The sequence below is a fragment of the Paenibacillus sp. NEAU-GSW1 genome (genome assembly GCF_009737085.1).
GTDB lineage: Bacteria > Bacillota > Bacilli > Paenibacillales > Paenibacillaceae > Pristimantibacillus.
This window is the reverse complement of record NZ_WOVL01000026.1, coordinates 20,762-38,999: the sequence shown is the minus strand read 5'-3', so window position 1 is coordinate 38,999 and position 18,238 is coordinate 20,762. Positions and strand designations below refer to the sequence as shown.

16 protein-coding genes and 1 riboswitch are annotated in these 18,238 nt (G+C 51.1%); of the genes, 6 read left to right on the top strand and 10 right to left on the bottom strand.

All coding sequences use genetic code 11. From position 1 onward, the window contains the following. Positions 1–81 precede the first annotated feature (81 nt). The 3 genes from GOM71_RS18485 to GOM71_RS18475 all read right to left on the bottom strand — a co-directional run bounded on the left by GOM71_RS18485 (position 82) and on the right by GOM71_RS18475 (position 4,083). The gene (locus tag GOM71_RS18485) at positions 82–549 is read right to left on the bottom strand and encodes a C40 family peptidase (protein ID WP_483311054.1); all 468 of its coding nucleotides are present in this window, start codon (positions 547–549) and stop codon (positions 82–84) included. A gap of 5 nt (positions 550–554) precedes the next feature. Then, positions 555–713, bottom strand: a riboswitch (cyclic di-AMP (ydaO/yuaA leader). A gap of 462 nt (positions 714–1,175) precedes the next feature. Continuing rightward, complete coding sequence (locus GOM71_RS18480) at positions 1,176–1,997, bottom strand: hypothetical protein (RefSeq protein ID WP_156283733.1); 822 nt, start codon at positions 1,995–1,997, stop codon at positions 1,176–1,178. Positions 1,998–2,067: 70 nt separating this feature from the next. Beyond that, entirely contained in the window at positions 2,068–4,083 is a 2,016-nt protein-coding gene (locus GOM71_RS18475; RefSeq protein ID WP_156283731.1) for a M1 family metallopeptidase, read from the bottom strand. 127 nt (positions 4,084–4,210) lie between these two features. On the opposite strand from GOM71_RS18475, the gene GOM71_RS18470 reads away from it, so the two are divergent. The 6 genes from GOM71_RS18470 (at position 4,211) to GOM71_RS18445 (ending at position 10,269) form a co-directional block, all read left to right on the top strand. Continuing rightward, a complete protein-coding gene (locus GOM71_RS18470) occupies positions 4,211–4,744 on the top strand; it encodes a YwhD family protein (RefSeq protein ID WP_156283729.1) in 534 nt (177 codons plus the stop codon). Beyond that, a complete protein-coding gene (locus tag GOM71_RS18465) occupies positions 4,744–5,361 on the top strand; it encodes an NAD(P)-dependent oxidoreductase (RefSeq protein WP_156283727.1) in 618 nt (205 codons plus the stop codon). Before GOM71_RS18470 ends, GOM71_RS18465 begins: the two co-directional genes overlap by 1 nt. A 1,799-nt stretch (positions 5,362–7,160) precedes the next feature. Continuing rightward, positions 7,161–7,793 (top strand): RNA polymerase sigma factor, encoded by a 633-nt coding sequence (locus GOM71_RS18460; RefSeq protein WP_367649694.1) that lies wholly within the window; start codon positions 7,161–7,163, stop codon positions 7,791–7,793. Next, a complete protein-coding gene (locus GOM71_RS18455) occupies positions 7,790–8,407 on the top strand; it encodes an anti-sigma factor family protein (protein WP_156283724.1) in 618 nt (205 codons plus the stop codon). The genes GOM71_RS18460 and GOM71_RS18455 overlap by 4 nt, the downstream gene beginning before the upstream one ends. 42 nt (positions 8,408–8,449) lie before the next feature. Further along, positions 8,450–9,628, top strand: a complete 1,179-nt coding sequence (locus GOM71_RS18450) for a hypothetical protein (protein ID WP_156283722.1) — start codon at positions 8,450–8,452, stop codon at positions 9,626–9,628. After that, complete coding sequence (locus tag GOM71_RS18445; RefSeq protein WP_156283720.1) at positions 9,625–10,269, top strand: hypothetical protein; 645 nt, start codon at positions 9,625–9,627, stop codon at positions 10,267–10,269. Before GOM71_RS18450 ends, GOM71_RS18445 begins: the two co-directional genes overlap by 4 nt. Positions 10,270–10,335: 66 nt before the next feature. Here GOM71_RS18445 and GOM71_RS18440 read toward each other — a convergent pair whose 3' ends face one another. The 7 genes from GOM71_RS18440 to GOM71_RS18410 form a co-directional block, all read right to left on the bottom strand. Further along, positions 10,336–11,043: a peptidylprolyl isomerase gene (locus GOM71_RS18440; RefSeq protein ID WP_156283718.1), complete on the bottom strand. Its 708-nt coding sequence runs from the start codon at positions 11,041–11,043 to the stop codon at positions 10,336–10,338. Between the two features lie 135 nt (positions 11,044–11,178). Then, positions 11,179–11,508 (bottom strand): cytochrome o ubiquinol oxidase subunit IV, encoded by a 330-nt coding sequence (cyoD, locus tag GOM71_RS18435; protein WP_156283716.1) that lies wholly within the window; start codon positions 11,506–11,508, stop codon positions 11,179–11,181. A 1-nt stretch (position 11,509) separates the two neighbouring features. Beyond that, a complete protein-coding gene (gene cyoC / locus GOM71_RS18430) occupies positions 11,510–12,127 on the bottom strand; it encodes a cytochrome o ubiquinol oxidase subunit III (protein WP_156283714.1) in 618 nt (205 codons plus the stop codon). Between the two features lies 1 nt (position 12,128). Beyond that, positions 12,129–14,105 (bottom strand): cbb3-type cytochrome c oxidase subunit I, encoded by a 1,977-nt coding sequence (locus GOM71_RS18425; protein WP_156283712.1) that lies wholly within the window; start codon positions 14,103–14,105, stop codon positions 12,129–12,131. A 22-nt stretch (positions 14,106–14,127) separates the two neighbouring features. After that, positions 14,128–15,117 (bottom strand): ubiquinol oxidase subunit II, encoded by a 990-nt coding sequence (gene cyoA, locus GOM71_RS18420; protein ID WP_156283807.1) that lies wholly within the window; start codon positions 15,115–15,117, stop codon positions 14,128–14,130. A 259-nt stretch (positions 15,118–15,376) separates the two neighbouring features. Further along, on the bottom strand, positions 15,377–15,679 hold the full coding sequence (locus tag GOM71_RS18415) for a hypothetical protein (protein WP_156283710.1): 303 nt from the start codon (positions 15,677–15,679) through the stop codon (positions 15,377–15,379). Positions 15,680–16,095: 416 nt separating this feature from the next. Next, on the bottom strand, positions 16,096–18,213 hold the full coding sequence (locus GOM71_RS18410) for a transglycosylase domain-containing protein (RefSeq protein WP_156283708.1): 2,118 nt from the start codon (positions 18,211–18,213) through the stop codon (positions 16,096–16,098). Between the last annotated feature and the right edge of the window lie 25 nt (positions 18,214–18,238).

Here is an 18,238-nt window from a genome sequence, read left to right as displayed (position 1 = left end):
CCCTAAGGATCACGGCTTGCGGCTTTATTGGAATATAAAGCTCTATAAGGATTTCACTTATAGACACCTTATATTTCCCTATTATTCTTCGTCAGCATATTTTTCATAAGTAGTCGTATTCATAACACGACGAGCGGTTACATAACGATCCACGTAATACGAATCGCTGAGCTTGCTGATCGTAACGCCCTTGCTGGACGAAGCGTGGGCAAACATGCCGTCACCTACATAGATGCCGACGTGGGATACACCTTTGCCGTTCGTGTTGAAGAACACGAGGTCTCCGGCGATCAGGTCGCTTTTGGCAACCTTTTTACCCATTTTGGATTGTGCAACGGACGTGCGCTCGAGATCGATGCCCATTTTTGCAAAAACATAAGAAGTAAAACCAGAGCAATCGAATCCGTTCGTAGTCGTGCCGCCCATTTGGTACGGCGTGCCGATAACATCATCGATAATGCCGTCCATCTTCGAGTCCGCGAAAACGCTGCCAGCTTGGAAAGCAAGCAACATCACGAGCCCTGCGAGTATTGCAGTAATCTTCTTCAAAGCGGTAAAGCTCCTTCCGATGCCGACGAGGTTAGCTGTGGGGTTCGGTTGAAGGATCCCTATGATTCCTCAGGCGCTGATCACGATGGATGCAGACGTCAGAATCAATTCACCCAGAGATGGTTCCCCCGTTTCCAGTACAAGGAATTAGGCAGTCTAATTATGTACTTGGAAAATATTCGTTTTTTTTCGCTGATCTCCTCCTTCAAGCGGCAAATTCTAATAATTCTCATGTAACCTTTTGCCAAAATGACGCGATTTGCATGTTTTTCATGTAAATTTTCCGAATGATTTAGGGCGTTTAGACTAAATATTTCGTAACTATTTACATTTAATATGTGAGAGTTATGAAGAATATGTGGAGGTTTTGGAGAAGGGGAAAAAATGAAAGCGGGTACAAGCTGCTTAGAAGCGCGCGGGACGTGGCGGAAAATGCAGCGGCAGCAACGGTTGGACAAGTCTTGACGCCATTCGACAGCAACGGAAAGGCGGCTATAATTCTAATACTTCTAATTTTTCGAATTAGCAGAAGGACAGGTTTTCTAGCGTTTAAATCTCCTAAATTGTACCATGAATAAAGGTGCAAACCAATGGGCAATGACCACTGATTTGCACCTTTGAGTTTGTTACTCCTGTGTCCGCGATTGCAAGCAATCGTATTGCGATGCGATCGTCCACACTTTCATTAAAGTGCGAATCAGGTGATAGCCTTGATGAGCGACGAGTGCAAGCAAGCCGGCCCACACTAACGAAAGTCCTGTAACAAACAGAGCGATTCCTGCGCCAATCGCCCACATCAGCAGCGACAGTCCGGCGAATGGGGCCAGATGGCGAAGCGCGCTCCATAGCGAATGAAACGGACCGTTGCCGGAGGCTGCGCCGAATTGCATCGCGAGGAACAGCAGGTGGAGCAGGGCGATCCAGAGCACCCAGCCGATTGCCCCCGGCAGCGTTGTTTGCAGCAGTTCGCTGAGCGTACCGCTTTGAAGCAGCGAATCCAAGCCGCGAGGAAGGAGCCACCAAGCCGGAGCAATTGCAAACAGCGATTCCAGCCAATAGAGCAGCATAACGGGCTTCCATACACGGCGGATGCCCTCTATAAATTTGGTGCCCCCGGCGTCGTCGGCACGATGGAGAGAGTAGAACAAACCGGCGTTGAACAGAGGAGTAAGCAGCATGCGGCAAGCGAATAAGCCGCCGATCATCCATAGGTAGGGCTGAATTAAATCGGTTTTCATGAGCTGAAATTGGGCTTCGCTGAAGAAAAGCCTGACGGCCGAATCATTTAACGCTCCGTCGGCCGGATAGCGTTTAAGCAACGGGGTGACAACCGAATCGATAAAGCGATACAGGAAGAAGCCCCACAGCAGCTGGTATATAAATAATAGGATGACAATATAGAAGTGCTTGAGCGCCAGCCGCCAGCCTTGCTTCAAATGCGTTTTCATCGACGAACCTCCTCGCTTCATTACATCAGGGCTTTGGGCGAAGCCCAAATCCACTCGTTATTGAGAGTCACTACCAGCTAAGCGCTCCAAGCAGCCCTTCGATGATTTTGGCGACGCTAAGGCCCCAGCGGGTGCGCGTTTGCTCCGGCAGCTCGGCAAGCATAAAGTTGTTAATATGCTTATTGTCGAGCACGTTCACATTTTTCGGATCGACAGCGGCCCAGATGACCGGCGACGTATGCACGACTTTATATTGAATGTTCGATTCTTCGGCGTTCCATTCTTTCGGCAGGCTGGAGCCGTCTTTGAATTGAAGGAGAACGGAGACCGGGCCGTTGACGCCGCCATTCTTTTTGACGACGACGACGGATTCGTACAGCTTTTGCCCGTCCTGCTCGACCGGCTTCGCTTGCACCGATTCAATCGAGAAGTCCGCCATGAGGTCGTTGTAGACGAACTGATTGAAATAATCATTCCATTTTTCCTTCGTGACTTGCTCAACGACACGTTGAAAGTCGCTGCTTGTCGGATGCTTGAACTTGTATTTCTGGAAGTAAGTGCGCATGATCTTCTGCATCGTCCGCGAGCCTGCCTGGTTTTCGATGCCAAGAAGCACGAGCTTGCCGCGCATGTACACATTTTCCGCATAATGATTGTGGCTGTTGTAAGCCCATGACGGCTGCTTGAGCGGAGCAGGATCAGTCAAGTAGCTTGCTTCAAGCGCATTGTTCGGCACGACGCCGTACACACTTTCCATCACTTTATCTTCGGCATAGGACGTGAAGCCTTCATCGAGCCATGCCTCCTCGAATTCGTTCGAGGCGACCATGCCGTACCAATATTGATGTCCGACTTCGTGCACGACTGTCCTCTCGAGGCTGTAACCCGGATTATCGTTGTCGGCGGCGAAGGCGGTTACGAGCGTCGGGTATTCCATGCCGCCTGCGCCGTTAGCGCCTTTCGGCGGAACGACCACGGATAGCGTTGAATACGGATATTCGCCGTACCACTGCGCGTATTTGGAAAGCGCGGATTTAGCCGCATGCATGTAACGGTCCTTGAACGCTTCGTGCGCCGGATCGAGATACAGCTTGATGCGGACGCCGGGAATGCCGGTACCGGAAAGCGTATCTTCAACATAGACGAAATCAGGCGAAGCGGACCAGGCGAAATCATGAACATCATCGGCATAGAACTGATACACATGCTCGCCGTTTCCTGTGCTTGAAGGAGCTTTCGTCTGGAAGCCGGTAGCGGCTACGGTATACGTCTCCGGCACTTGGATTTTTACCGTGTAGATGCCGAAATCGCTGTAAAACTCCGAGTTGCCGTGATATTGATGAATGTTCCAGCCCTCGGTCGTGCGGCCGCGCATGCCGGCGGTTTCATAGACAGCAAGCTTCGGGAACCATTGCCCGGCCATAATGAACGATCCGGAATAGCCCATGCGGGCGAATACTTCGGGCAGCTTCACATCGAAGCCCATTTGGAGCGTAACCGATTTGCCGGGCGCGACAGGGACAGGCAGCTTAAGCTTGGCTAACGTAAAATCGTCGGCATTGCCGTCATCGGGCTGCACATAGTGGAGCCGCGGCAGCAGGCTCTCGCCTTCCAGCGTCTCCAAGCTGCTCAGCTTCATATAGCCTTGGCTGTTGGCAGTCGCTTTGTCTTCGCGGAGCTTTCCTTTGGATTCGCGCATGAAGGTCGTTTTGTCGGAGTAGAAGGCGTTAGGATACAGGTGGAAATAGAGCTCGGACACCGTTTTTTTGCCCGGATTGGTCCAAGTTACGGTTTGCTCGCCGTAGAGCGAACGAGCGTCGCTCTGGAGCGCAACGTTGATGTTGTACTCGACGACCCTTTTGCTTAACGCCTGCGGCGTGGCATCGGGAACATCGGGTTCGACAGGCGCGGCGACGGGCGGCTTGGCCGATTGCGAAGCAGCTTGCGGCAAGGCTTTGGCGGCAGGGGCGAATGCGTATGTATATTGAGATTGCCAAGCGTGGCCGAAGCCCTGCTGGATCGATAGGCCGAGCAGGACGGCGGTGAGCGTGAACAGCAATAAACGTTTGACGTGGCGTGGAGTCATTGAACGTTTCCCTCCCGTTGACAAGCATCTAAAGCATGTATATGTTTGCTTTTCGCAGATTATTAGCTAAAATGTAAGTGGTAGTTCAAAAAGTTCGTTAGGTAAGTACGGGGAAGGTGGAAAAGCCATGACGGAACAGCAAGGACAGCCGGCAGAGCCGGAAAAAAAGGAAAAGAAATCGTTGTCGCTCAACGTAGTGAGCAACAAACCACATAGAGGCTTCGGCGCGGGCACGATTGATTTGAGCGCGGTATCCTGCGTCATTATAGATGAAGGCGTTGCTTACATCGACGACGGCGCGATGCATGCGAAGAGCAAGATCGAGAAGGGCATCAAGTTCAGTCCGGACAAAGCTAATGTGCCGAACGGCAGACAGGCGTGGATCGTATGGGTGGCTGTAGAGCGCGGAGAGAGCGGTTCGCTCTATGCGGGCGCAGCAGCTTGCGAGATGCTGATCGATACGGAAGCGCGTCGCGGGTGGAAAATACTCCCGGATCACGTCAACAAGCTCGACGCGACGATCAAACGGAAGTTCAAGCTGGAAGAGCTGGGCGCTGCGGAGAAAGCCGCTTTGCACAAGCTGCTCGTTGAACATAATGAAGAATGGTGGAACAACTCGCCGGAAGAGTTGAAGCAAGCGCTCGCTCCGGAAGCTGTATAATGAAGCTGATCGTTTTTGGAGCAACCGGCAGGGTTGGTCTGCAGGTCGTTCGCCAGGCTTTAAAGGCCGGTCACGAGGTAACCGCCTATGTGCGCGATCCTAAGCGGCTTGTTTTCGGCGCTCATCCGAACTTGAAGGTCATCGAGGGAGATGCGCTTTATCTCGGCTATGTGAAGCAGGCCATCGAGGGGCAGGATGCGGTGATCAACTGCATAGGCAGCAGAGGAACCGGGGAGACGACGCTCATGTCGGATGTGATGCGCAATATTATCGACGGCATGAAGGAGCATGGCGTAATGAGAATCGGTTACGTGGCCTCGGCCGGCATTCATGGCGAGTTGAAGGGGCCGGTCGGTTTTATTCTCGGCTATATGCTCCGCCATGTGCTGGCCGACCATCGCCGCGCCTGCGAGCTGTTGGAGGAAAGCGGGCTGCAATGGACGGTGGCTCGTCCGATGCAATTGACCGACGGCGACTGGACGGGCATCTACCGACAGGCAGACGGCAGCGTGCCGCGCAAAGGCCGCGTGATTTCCCGGGCGGATGTCGCTCATTTTCTGCTGACGACGGTGGCGTCGGATGCGAATGTGAGAAAATCGATAGGATTGGCTTATTAATAGAAGAACGGGGCAAGCAAATCGGGCGAGAGGCCGGGGAGCGGGCTCCGTTTTTTTAGTTAAAGCGGCAGAAGAAAGGTGGAGGAGATTTGAACGCCACTTCAACTTCATGGGGAATATATAGCTGGTTTAATGAGCATGGAGCATGCGAGAGTAACAATGAACTGTAACCTCATTTATGGACAGTGAACCTAGAGTTTACCCGAGACAGAAGGTGTAATGTTCACTGGGGGTAATTTTGAATTGCTATTACGATCAATCCATTAGGTAACATATTTGTCTATTGTACTTAGGGAATTTATGATAAGCGCTAAAGCAAAGGCGGGTGCTGGATATCGATTATATTATTGGATTCTCATTATTGATTTTTATTATTGTCATAGTATTCACTCTTATTAAACACTTCCTTCTAGTTCAAATATTTGATGGAAAGATAATTGATAAACAGAAAGAGACATGGAAGAGCATGTCAGTTTCTAGTAAAGTAACTTCTTATTCACTTATTATACAGACAAATGACTTCGACAGAGTTAGCTTAATCGTTTTAAATCCTAAAAAATTTGAGGATTTAGTTGTTGGTGATTTTGGGACAATTAAAGTCAGGGGAAATTTTTTAATTCATTTTTCAAAAGCTTCGGATTAAATCGCTGAAATTAGGTGTAACTAAATGTTAACTGTAAAATGTATCGATTGTTCACAGCCTATAGCTAATAAAAGCTTTGTCTATTTAATGAATAAGAAAAGGATTTCGTGCCGTGAGTGCAGTGCGGTCACCTATATTGATGATTATGATAGAGAAGGTATCGCGATGATGGCTGTGGTATTGTCGAATGTATTATTAACTTTTTTGACGGATCCTATTAAAAATTCTTTTTTAAAAAATAGCATATTCATACTAGCGTCCTTGGTTGTTTTATTTTTTTGTGTGAGCGCCATCCTCACGATTCATGTAAAAAAAGATCTATTCTAATGCAACATCATACAAAAGGTCAGAATATTCAAGATTAACGAGCGTGAAAGAAAATTTAAGCGTACCTATTTTACAGAGGATTCGCTTGGAGTAAGTATAGATGTTCCACATTCTCTTGGAGATCATGTGAAATTTGTTAACAATTACCTGGATTTAAATTGGAATGAAACAAACGTTCAAGAATAACTGAATGTTAAAGGATATTCGAAGGCAGTGAAAAATCGGGAACTGATAGGGTTATTTCGTGCAACTTGAAGAGAGAAAACCATAGTACTTGGCAGAGAATTTGAATAGGAGAACTAGCCGGATCATTCAATCAGGTTATGGAGCTTTCAACAGGGTTTACCTGAATATGTACAAGTCGAAATTTATAGAACAGTATTAGTAAGGAAGGTGGTCCTAATTAAAAAAAATCATATTAACTTTCGTTGTAATTTTAGTTGTAATTGTTCTTTTTGAAGGTATGAGGGTTTTGTTAAATCCATTAACACGATCAAATGATGAAATAAGAGAAAGAATGTTTTCCCAGTTTCAGTTGGTACGCAAACTGTTTACCACTTGCGAGTGTAACAACTCGATGTGGTAACCGCACAGGCCTCAAGCCGACTAGAAAACTGCATTAGTGCAGTTTTTTTAGTTGCGGCATCTTCCACGGGTGCTCATTCCTGCAAAAGTGCAGTTTTTCGGCGCTCGGAGGCTGTTGTTAGAGTAATATGAGCTAGAAGCCTGCATGTTTGCAGGCTTCTTGTCTATTCAGTCGAGTTTGTAGGAATAAAACTGCACTTTTGCAGGTTTGGAGCGACCATGGAATTGTTTCCTCTTTGCAGCTGTGAAAAGTTTTTTTAAAATAGTGCAGGGTAAGTGTAGTGAACGAACGTCTATTATATCGGGAAGGGAGGAGAGCGAGATTCAGGACGAAGCATGGATCGAAGCCGTTCGAAACGGCGGACCTGCGGAGTTTCAAGCATTCGTGCAGGCCTATGGTCCACATATTTATAAAACGGTATATGCTGTCGTTCGTTCGCCGCATGATGCGGAGGACGTGACGCAGGAAGTGCTGATGCTCATTCATCGCTCCCTCCCGGATTGCCGATTGGATGGCTTCAAAACATGGATAACCCGCATCGCGGTCAATCGAGCGATTGACTGGAAGCGCAGCAAGGCGCGGAAGCCGGAGGAACCGGCGGACAGCCATGTGCTGGCGGATTCAAGCAACATCGCGGGAACCGGAACGGCTGCCGAAGCTCTAGCGCTGGAGCGGGAAGGGCAGCGGCAGGTTCGCGAGCAGGTGGATCGAATGCCGGATAACTACCGCGAGGTGGTGACGGCTTACTATATGGAGGAAAAATCGTACGAAGAGATTGCCGCAGAAACTGGGTTGGAGCGCAAAAGCGTGGAGTCGAGGTTGTATCGGGCGAGAAATTGGATGAAGAAAAATTGGCGGAAGGAGGATTTCGAATGAATGATTATCAAGAGAATTTGGACAAGCGGAAAGACGGTGAGCCGTTACATATCGATGAATCTTTAATGAAGCTCTATGTGGACGACGTCCTGCCGGAGGCGGGACGGGAGCAAGTTGAAAGCCATATGGCGGAATGCGACATTTGCTTGGAGCGTTTCATGGTCGCAATGTCTGCCGCTGAAGCAGAGCCTGCCGAATCGGAGATCGGCTCCGAAGTCGTACAGACCGGAGTAGTTGCCGCCGCCAATAACAGCTTGCCGGATATGGAGAAGCTTGGCCAGCGTCTTGTAAGGCTGCTGTATCCGAACAAGCAAACTTTCGTTCAAGAGAAGCCTTATCGCCGCCGCACATGGCTGCAGCATCCTTCCGTCCATTTTGGAGCGGCTGCTGCCATTACGCTCCTGCTGCTCGGAACAGGGACTTTCAACGGCGTTGCCGATCGGGTAAATGCATTTGATGAGCAAGCCGAGACGGAGCGTCAGGTCAAAGCGGAAGGGAAACCTTCCTATCTGGATCAATCGACTGGTAAAGAACAAACACAGACATGGTCGGACCGGATGGTAGACCGGACGGTGTCTTGGTTCGACGGAATCGAGAAAAGCCGATTCAAATAGATCGATCAAATAGATTACGCAGAGTAAAGGGGATGTATGGACATGCACGGCAATGGATATAAAAGTCCGGTAACGGCATTTCTGCTCTCGGTTTTTCCGGGCGTAGGGCATGCTTATCTTGGCCGGCCTGTAAGGTTTGTTTTGTATGGGGGAAGCTTTTTCGGGGCGTTGGCTCTCATTTTGCTGCTGGTTATGAGTGATTCCGGCGGTGATGAATTTGGGTTGTTCCTGCTGTTCATCGCAGCGTTGAGCTGGATCATCAATATGGTCGATATGATTTTTTCGCTGATTCGAGGCGACGTGAATGCGCATCAGCATCAGCATCCGGTTCCGCCGCCGCCAGGCGCAGATCCGAACTGGGATTCCAGAGTGTACGCCATTGCGCATCAGCGGGAGAAGATGCAGACGATTTTGCTCTCGTTTATTCCCGGAGTTGGACATATGGCCCTTGGCATGCTTCAGCGCGGCGTAACATTTCTCGTGGCGTTTGTCGGTTTGCTGGCTCTCGTTATTTTTATAAGCATCGTGACGGGTACGGCTTCCTTTCTAGTATTCTTGCTTGCTCTGCCGGTGCTCTGGATTTATACGCTGTTCGACGCTGTGCAGCAGCTGGAGCGGAAGCAGAGGGGCGAGATGATCAACGACCGTCCGTTTTTCGAGGAGCTTGAAGAGCATATCGGCTCGGGCCGCAAAAACAAGCTGCTCGCAGCAACGCTGTCGCTGTTTCCGGGAGCGGGGCATCTGTATCTTGGTTTGCAAAAAAGAGGGCTGCAAATTATGGGCGGCTTCCTTATCGCCATTTATTTGATGGATTCCTTGCGGCTTTCGATCTTCCTGTTCCTTATGCCGTTGTTCTGGTTTTTCGCCTTCTTCGATGCGCTTCAGCAAATGTCGCGCTATGAACGGAGCGAGATGAACGATCAAGCAGTTGTCGCGCAGCTGGCTCCTTATCAGAAATGGATCGGCATTGCGCTGCTGTTCCTAGGCGTGTATTATCTTGGCGACCGTTTTATGGGAGCTTACATCCATATTAGATTTCCTCTGGTCTATGAAGAATATTTGAAGCTGAAATATAATCTTCCAACTGCGCTTGTCGCTTTCGTTATGATCGCAGCCGGCTTCCGGCTCGTATTCGGCGGCGGGGGCCAGAGAGGCGGAAGGTCGATTTCCGAGCCGCCGCCAAAGCTGCCGGAGTGGGAGAAGGAGGACGGACGTTCATGAACGTAACGATGAAAGCTTGGCGAGTAGGCTCGCTGTCGATGGGCGTTACGCTCCTTCTGCTGGGCTCCGCCATTGCGGTGTCGATATGGAGCGGCTTGAATTCGATCAATATGCTGCTGTGGGTCGCGCCACTCGTCTTTATTTTGCTTGGCCTCGAGCTGCTGGCATTTCTGTGGCTTGCGGGAAGCGATCGGATTGTCATGCGTTACGATTGGATGAGCTTATTTTTTGTCGCGGTAATCGGAGCGGGAGCAATCGTGCTGGCCTCTTTTACATCGACCGGCTTGCTGGATACGATCCGCGATTCGTTGAAGATATCGGAGCGTACTGTGGCGGTGCAGACGGAAGCGGTCGCTGTACCGGATACGGTGAAGAAAATTGTCGTGCAATCCTTTGATGGCGTTCGGCTGGACGAGGGCGAAAGCCGCGACGCCAAGCTGCTCGGTCAGGTGCAATATCGGTCCGTAGAGCCGTTTGAGCATTCGGAGCCGCTGATGACAACGGAGACGGTTGGCAGCACGATGTATATTATGATCGGCAGCTATCAGCAGAAGGATACGGCTGTTGTAACCGATATGTACCATCCGATGCTGACGCTTGTGCTGCCGAAGGGCGTTAAGGTCGAGCCGCGCGGGTTTTAATGCGAAAAGAGGGAAGAAGCAGCTGGAGGCTGTTTCTTCCCTCTTTTGTTCGCCGCGCGTGTGCGCTTATTCCGCGATTGTTTCCGGTTCCGGATACGTAACGCCTTTCGTATCGACCGTTACTTTAGCCATCTTCATCGGCTCAAGCGGACGGTCGCTGGCGTCTCGTTTTTGATTGACGATTTTGTCGACCGTTTCCAGTCCCTCAAGTACGCGGCCAAATGCGGCATACTGTCCGTCCAGTCCCGAGTTGTCGGCCGTCATAATGAAAAATTGCGAGCCTGCTGAATCCATCATTTGCGAACGGGCCATCGAGATGACGCCGCGTGTATGCTTCAGTTTGTTCTCGAAGCCGTTGCTCGAAAACTCGCCTTTAATGCCGTAGCCGGGGCCGCCGGTACCGATGCCATCAGGGTCGCCGCCTTGAATCATGAAGTCAGGGATAACGCGGTGGAAAATAAGGCCGTCATAGAAGCCCTTCTTCACCAGCGAGATGAAGTTGTTTACCGTATTAGGAGCCGTTTCTGGGAATAGCTCGATACGTATTTTTTCGCCGTTGTCCATTTCGATCGTAACGACAGGGCCGTCGCCCTCAATGACAGGCGCATCTGTCGGCGATGGCGATGGAGAAGGCGCCTTAGTTGGCTGAGCAGTCGCGGCGCCGCCTGCGCCTTCTGTTTTCTTGCTTCCGCCGCCGCAGCCCGCTGTAATGACAAGCATGAGCGCGGCAACGAGCAGCAGTACCATTTTCAAATGAGTACGATTCCGTTTCATAAGTTAATTTCCTCCCGATTCAATAGGTTGTCCACTCGTTATCATAACATATGGAAGCGGCAGGAAGTAAATCATCCGGGCAAAACGCAAAAACGGATGTCTGCCCGCTAGGAGCAGCACATCCGTTTCATTCTGTTAGCCGATAACGTTGTACGCCATAATCCAAATCGAGCCGCCGACGATTGTCACGAGTATGACTAGACCGAAGATAAGCGATATAACGTTGTAATGCGGTTTCTTATCCTCACGGATATGCATGAAGAAGAACAGCTGAACGATGAACTGCAGCGCCGCCATGATCAGGATGAAGACAACGGTTGCTGTACGGCTCATCATGTCGTTCATAACGACGACGAGCGGCAGTATCGTAAGAACAATCGAGAGCAGGAAGCCGATGACGTAGGACTTCATCGAACCATGCGACTCGTGCGAATCATGCGAGTTGTGCGCGTTAGGACCTGCCATCCTACATCACCCCCATCAGATAGACGACTGTAAGGACGAAGATCCAAACGACGTCGAGAAAATGCCAGTACAAGCTGACAATGCTCACTTTGCGTTTCGTTACCGGCGTAATTCCGCGTTTGGCAAGCTGAATCATCAAGCCGACCATCCAGATCAAGCCGATCGAAACGTGAAGTCCGTGCGTGCCGACGAGTGTAAAGAACGAGGACCAGTATGCGCTCGTTCCGATCGTCGCGCCTTCATGGACGAGCTCAAGAAACTCGCTGACTTCAAGGAAAATAAACGATGCGCCGAGAATCGCCGTAACGGCGAGCCAGCCGATAAGCCCTTTGTTGTTGCCGCGATGCATTTGGAGAACGGCGATGCCGCTGGTGAAGCTCGACGTCAACAGGATGAACGTCTCAGCGATGACGCCCGGCATACGGAACAGTTCATCCGGTGTCGGTCCGCCGTCAAAGCTTAAACGAAGCACAGCAAAGGTTGCAAACAACGTGCCGAACAGGATAACGTCCGTTATAAGAAACAGCCAGAAGCCAAAAACTTTTATTTCTTCGTGATCGTGATGATCATGCCCGTCATGGCCGTGGGCATGATCGTGTTTTGCTGCTGCATGTGCCATGTTATTTAGCCCCCTTCAACGCGGCTGCTTCCGTCCGCTCGATTTCATCGACCGGAATGTAGTAGTCGGTATCGTAGCTGAACGAACGAGCCAGCATGCAAGCGCCGACGCCGATCAGTCCCGGCACGATCATCCAAGTCCAGCCCCATACGAAGCCGAAACCTGCGATAAAGAAGAAGACCGACATGACGAAAGGAATGGCCGAGTTTTTCGGCATATGAATCGGTTCAAGCGGCGCAAGCGGTTTTGACTTACCGCCTTTAGCGATTCGTTGTTTTTCTTCCCACCATTCGTCTTGGCTCGAAACCTCCGGAAGGCGTGCAAAGTTATAGATCGGAGCAGGCGATGGAATCGACCATTCAAGCGTGCGGCCGTCCCAGTTGTCTCCGGTTGTTTCTTTCTTATAGAACTTGATGCTGTGCGCGATTTGCCATACTTGGAACAGGAACGCCAGACCCATAATGAAACCGCCGATTGTCGATACGACGTTAAGCGGCTGCCAGCCCATGTCGAAGTTGTATTCGTTGAACCGGCGCGTCATGCCCATCAAGCCAAGCGCGTATTGCGGCATGAAGCAGACGTAGAAACCGATGTTCCAAAGCCAGAATACCCATTTTCCGATGCCGTCATGCAGCTTGAAGCCGAACATTTTTGGCCACCAGTAGTAGAGGCCTGCGAAGTAGCCGAACACAACGCCGCCGATCAGCACTTGGTGGAAGTGGGCGATCAGGAAGTAGCTGTTATGGAACTGGAAGTCGGCTGGCGCAACGGAAAGCATAACGCCCGTCATCCCGCCGACGATAAAGCATGGGATGAACGCAATCGTCCATAGCATTGGCTGCGAGAACGTAATCCGTCCGCGGAACAGGGTAAACAGCCAGTTGAACACTTTTACCCCGGTCGGGATGGCGATAATCATCGTCGTGATCGCGAAGAAGGCGTTGACGTTAGCGCCGGAGCCCATGGTGAAGAAGTGATGGGCCCAAGTAAAGAACGAGAACAAGCTGATCGACATAAGCGCGAATACCATCGATTTATAACCGAAAAGCCGTTTTTTCGCGAATGTCGATACGATCTCGGAGAAAATACCGAATGCCGGCAGGATAACGATATATACCTCGGGGTGTCCCCACATCCAAATCAGGTTGATATACATCATCGGGTTGCCGCCGCCGTCGAGCGTAAAGAAATGCGCGCCGAGATAGCGGTCGATAAACAGAAGGAAGAGCGTTACGGTCAGGATCGGGAAAGCAAAGATGATCGTAACCGACGACGCCAGAACCGACCAAGTGAACATCGGCATTTGCATGAGCTTCATGCCTGGCGCGCGCATTTTCAAGATCGTAACGATAAAGTTGATACCGGATGCGAGCGAGCCGATACCGGAAATCTGAATACCCCAAATGTAGAAGTCTTGGCCGACGCCCGGACTGCCCGAAAGCTCGGAGAGCGGCGGATAAGCGAGCCAGCCTGCGTCAGGCGAACCGCCGATAACAAACGATACGTTGAACAGCATAGCGCCGAAGAAGAACAGCCAGAAGCTGAGCGAGTTCAGGAACGGGAATGCAACGTCGCGCGCGCCGATTTGCAGCGGTACGACGATATTGAACAAACCGAACATGAGCGGCATCGCCATAAAGAGAATCATGATAACGCCGTGCGTCGTAAATATCGCATTATAGTGGTCCGCGTGCAGAAACTCTAGATTAGGCAATGCGAGCTGTGTCCGAATAAGAAGCGCGTCAACGCCGCCGCGGAATAGCATCAGGATCGATGCAATGATGTACATGATGCCGATTTTTTTATGATCGACAGTTGTCAGCCATTCCGTCCACAGCCAGCGCCATTTGCGGAAGTAAGTGAGCACCAGGACGACGGCAACCATGGTAAGCGCGATGGAAACTTGCGCGCCAAGAATGAGCGGATCGCCCGTGACGAAAAAGTCATTTAGCATGAAATCGATAAAATTTTGAAACATGTCGCATCTCCTTTCTTCCTAATTAATGATGCGCATGGCCGGTCGACGCCGTTTCGACATCGCCGTGATCCATGCCTTCCATGTCGTCCATGTTATGGCCTTCATGGCTTTCCGATTCAGTTGCGGATGCGTCAGAATCTTTCTCTGCTTCAGCCTCAGCGCCGCCGTGATGGTGGCCGCCGGTGCTGCCCGCATCTTTATTAATGTATTGCATAACGACACGGTCGAACAATCCTTCAGGGAAGGAGGAGAAGAACTGCTGGTTCGAAGCGCCTGGCTCGGTCAGCTTCTCAAAGCCTGCATCTGTCAGCGCCGGGTATTTGCCTTTGACATCGGCTACCCAAGCGTTAAATTCTTCCTGCGAAGTTGCATTCACATCAAACGTCATCTTGGCAAAAAGCTCGCCTGTAAAGTTTGCGCCGGTCCCGAAGTATACGCCCGGCTCATCGGCTTGCAGGTTAAGCGTCATCGCCATGCCGGACATCGCGTAAATTTGGCCGCCGAGCTGCGGAATCCAAAAGGAGTTCATCGCTTGGTCCGCCGTTACTTTAAAGCGGATCGGGCGATCCTCCGGAATTTGAATGTAGTTGACCGTTGAAATGCCTTCTTCCGGATAGGTGAACAGCCATTTCCAATCGAGCGAGGTCGCTTCGATGACAAGCGGCTCCTTATCGGAGACGAGCGGTTTGGACGGTTCGAGATCATGCGTATATTTAACGGTTATGACGCCGAGAATCGCGATAATAATGATCGGGATGCCCCACCAAATGATTTCAAGCTTCGTATTGTGCTCCCATTCAGGCTTATAGGAAGCTTTGTTTCCTTCTTTGTCGCGATAACGCCATATGATAATGGCAGTCAAAATTAAGACAGGGACAAGAACAATGGCGCAAAGGATAACAGTAATGTAGATAAGATCCTTTTGCGATTCGCCGATCGGTCCTTTCGGATCCAACACGATGTATTGCTCGCTGCATCCTGTAAGCAGGACGATCATCAGCAGCATGAGCATCGGCAGCAGTAGACGGATATACCTTCTCACGTCGGTTCAACTCCTCATGGATTACTTCTTGGCTATAACCTTACCAAAAAACCGAGAGAATAACTGCGGGCTTAACAATTTCGTCGACAATTCGTCTTTTTTCTGTAATAGAAAATTCACGACTTAGACACGGTGCGTTCATAGCTTTGTAAAAAAGGAAAAACCGCCCTGTCCGCCGGTCGGCGGAAGGACGGTTTCAAGCCTTTATGGATGCTGTATCGCTTGTCGATTACAGCCTGTTGTGCATATCCTCGGATTGTTCATGCTGCTGCGCCAATTGATGGCTCATTCTCGCATGAACGAGTCCAATCGCTGTGCCGATTACAAAAATGAACACGCTGCCGACCATGCATCCGATGCCGAGCATGAGCAGTACGTTCTCTTCGCTAAAGTGACCGAGCTTTATGAGACACAACAGAACGCCGATCGTCAATGCGGTCCATGCGAAGCCAGTCATTAAATTGACAAGGCGCTTAACGGCTGCAAGAGAAGAAGGCTGGATGCTGCTTACTGTTGCTGTTTTAGTAGTCATTATGAACACTCCCGAATTAATTGTAAGTTGTAAGTGCTTACTTAATTACACTATACCATAGCTTACGGGTTTTGTTCAAAAAAAATTCATATTTTGATCAATGTTCCGCCATATTTGGGCGAAGGGAAGTCGGTGTCGGCGAACGGGTCGGTGGCAAAAGAGTGCTCCCATGCGAATGTAAGGCCATTTTCGTTCTTACATGCATCGGATGATGCGGCAGGGGCAGCTGTAAGTAAAAAAGTGGCCTTACAGATAGCGATTAGGGCACACATAGTGCTCCCAAGGCGAGTGTAAGGCCAATTTCGTTCTTACATCGGTCGCGTGTAGCGATAGGAATAACTGTAAGTAGAAAAATGGCCTTACAGATCGCGAGCAGTTGAAGGAAGGATGCTGCCTCGTCCTTCAACGCGCCTCTGTTAATCCTTCCACCAGCGTTTCAAATCGTTCCACCAGCTGTGTTTGCCTGCTTCCTCGCCTGAGGCGCCGTCAGCCCCGTCTGCTCCAGCAGCGCCTTCGCCGGCTGCAGCCGGATCGCCGCACACCTCGACAGGCTCGGTGCCGCTCACAAACGATTCGAGCCGTTTGCTCGGGCAGTTCGCGGCTGCGAGCTTGCCGCTCGCCGGATCAATATAGACGTTCACGACGCCCGCCGGGATCGGGAAAATTTTCGGCGGTACAGCCGCCAACGCCTGCTCCGTATAGCGGGCAAAAATCGGCGCAGCCCGATGCGCTTCCGCTACGGTCAGCTTGCGGTCCTTGTCGTAGCCGACCCATACGGCAGTAGCCAGTTCAGGCGTATAGCCGACGAGCCACGCGTCCGTCGATGTCGTGCCGGTCTTGCCGGCAACGGGCCTTTTAATGAGGGAAGAGACGCGATTGGCTGTGCCGCCGCCCTCGAATACGCTCTCCATGAGGCTCGTCATGACGTAGGCATAAGCAGGATCGACAACTTGCTCTTCCTTGCGTTCCGCTTCATATAATACTTTGCCGCTCCGATCGGTAATTCGGAGAATAGCGATCGGCTCAACGCGCACCCCGCCGTTCGCAATCGCCGAGAAGGCCGATGCCATTTGCATCGGGCTCACCGGGAATGTGCCGAGCGCCAGCGACGGCACCGGGTTCATCGGGCTCGTGATGCCTAGCTTGCGGGCGGTCTCGATGACGCGATCTGCCCCAACCGTCATAATCGAATTGACCGCATAAATATTGTCGGAGCTGGCGATTGCCGTCCGCATATCGATAAAGTCGTTGAAATATTTTTCATTATAGTTGCGCGGCTCATATACTTTGCGCCCTTCGTCGTACGTGAAGGAGGTCGGCTCGCTCTTGAATCTTGAGACGGGTGTCATAAAGCCGCTCTGCAACGCCGTCAAATAAAGGATCGGTTTAAAGGAAGAGCCGGGCTGGCGAGTCTCGACCAGCGTTCGGTTGAACTGATTCTTCTTATAGTCCCGGCCGCCGACCATCGCTTTAATATAACCGTTGCGAGGGTCGATCGAAATAAGCGCGGCCTGCTGCTCCTCGCTTCCGGCAAGCCCTTGCTTCACGGCATCCTCCGCTGCTTGTTGGGCAACCGGATCAAGCGTGGTATAGATCGTAATGCCGCCCTCGTTCAACAGCTGTTCGTTAATGCCCAGCTTATCGACGGCAATATAGCGGATGTAGTCGCGGAAATAGGGCGCAAATCCGGCCTGCTCGCCCGAGCCAAGCGGCTGAAACGTAAGCATCTCCTGATAGGCGGCATCCGCCTCCGCTTCGGTAATATCGCCGGCCTTCGCCATTGCGCGAAGGATGACATGCTGGCGGTCTTTCGCGTTCTTCATATCCATAAACGGCGAATAATATTTCGGCCCCTTCGGAATGCCGGCGAGCATGGCGCTTTCGGCGAGCGTTAATTCGGATGCTTTCTTATTAAAATACAGCTGAGCCGCCGCCTCGATTCCGTATGCGCCGTGGCCGTAATAAATCTGGTTCAAATAGAGGCCGAGAATCTCGTCCTTGGAATAATGCATCTCCAGCTGGACGGTATACATCGCCTCTTTCATTTTACGCTGCCACGTCTTTTCGTGCGTGAGATACAGATTGCGGGCGAGCTGCTGCGTGAGCGTGCTTGCGCCTTGTTTGGCCGACAGCGTCTCTACGTTAACGACAACCGCCCGAGCCAGCCCTTTGATATCGAAGCCATTATGTTCGTAAAAGCGGCGATCCTCGATCGCAAGCGTGGCGTCTACGACATATTTCGATACCTCGGCAAGCGGAACCGACCTGCGGTTCTCGCCGGAATGAAACGTATCGATAATTTGCCCCTGCAAATCGAGCATTTGCGAGGTTTGGCTAATGGACGCAGCGGGGAGCGCCTGCATGCGCAAATAGAGCAGCGTTCCGCCGACGATAACGCCGAATAGAACAAGCGCGGCTGCTGCCCAACGCAATTTTTTTCGCAGCTTAAAAACATGGGGAAGGAATCGTTCGGTTATAATAGGGAAAGTGTATTTGCGGCGCGGTTTGCCCGGCCGGGGCTGCTGCTTCTTCATGGAGCGGACTCCCTTCGAATGACAA

What these genes read in the sequence shown, in the direction of transcription:
- GOM71_RS18480 (WP_156283733.1), bottom strand. Translation starts at nt 1,997, where the DNA reads ATGAAAACGCATTTGAAGCAAGGCTGGCGGCTGGCGCTCAAGCACTTC.
- GOM71_RS18475 (WP_156283731.1), bottom strand. Translation starts at nt 4,083, where the DNA reads ATGACTCCACGCCACGTCAAACGTTTATTGCTGTTCACGCTCACCGCC.
- GOM71_RS18470 (WP_156283729.1), top strand. Translation starts at nt 4,211, where the DNA reads ATGACGGAACAGCAAGGACAGCCGGCAGAGCCGGAAAAAAAGGAAAAG.
- GOM71_RS18465 (WP_156283727.1), top strand. Translation starts at nt 4,744, where the DNA reads ATGAAGCTGATCGTTTTTGGAGCAACCGGCAGGGTTGGTCTGCAGGTC.
- GOM71_RS18455 (WP_156283724.1), top strand. Translation starts at nt 7,790, where the DNA reads ATGAATGATTATCAAGAGAATTTGGACAAGCGGAAAGACGGTGAGCCG.
- GOM71_RS18450 (WP_156283722.1), top strand. Translation starts at nt 8,450, where the DNA reads ATGCACGGCAATGGATATAAAAGTCCGGTAACGGCATTTCTGCTCTCG.
- GOM71_RS18445 (WP_156283720.1), top strand. Translation starts at nt 9,625, where the DNA reads ATGAACGTAACGATGAAAGCTTGGCGAGTAGGCTCGCTGTCGATGGGC.
- GOM71_RS18440 (WP_156283718.1), bottom strand. Translation starts at nt 11,043, where the DNA reads ATGAAACGGAATCGTACTCATTTGAAAATGGTACTGCTGCTCGTTGCC.
- cyoD (WP_156283716.1), bottom strand. Translation starts at nt 11,508, where the DNA reads ATGGCAGGTCCTAACGCGCACAACTCGCATGATTCGCACGAGTCGCAT.
- cyoC (WP_156283714.1), bottom strand. Translation starts at nt 12,127, where the DNA reads ATGGCACATGCAGCAGCAAAACACGATCATGCCCACGGCCATGACGGG.
- GOM71_RS18425 (WP_156283712.1), bottom strand. Translation starts at nt 14,105, where the DNA reads ATGTTTCAAAATTTTATCGATTTCATGCTAAATGACTTTTTCGTCACG.
- cyoA (WP_156283807.1), bottom strand. Translation starts at nt 15,117, where the DNA reads ATGCTCATGCTGCTGATGATCGTCCTGCTTACAGGATGCAGCGAGCAA.
- GOM71_RS18415 (WP_156283710.1), bottom strand. Translation starts at nt 15,679, where the DNA reads ATGACTACTAAAACAGCAACAGTAAGCAGCATCCAGCCTTCTTCTCTT.
- GOM71_RS18410 (WP_156283708.1), bottom strand. Translation starts at nt 18,213, where the DNA reads ATGAAGAAGCAGCAGCCCCGGCCGGGCAAACCGCGCCGCAAATACACT.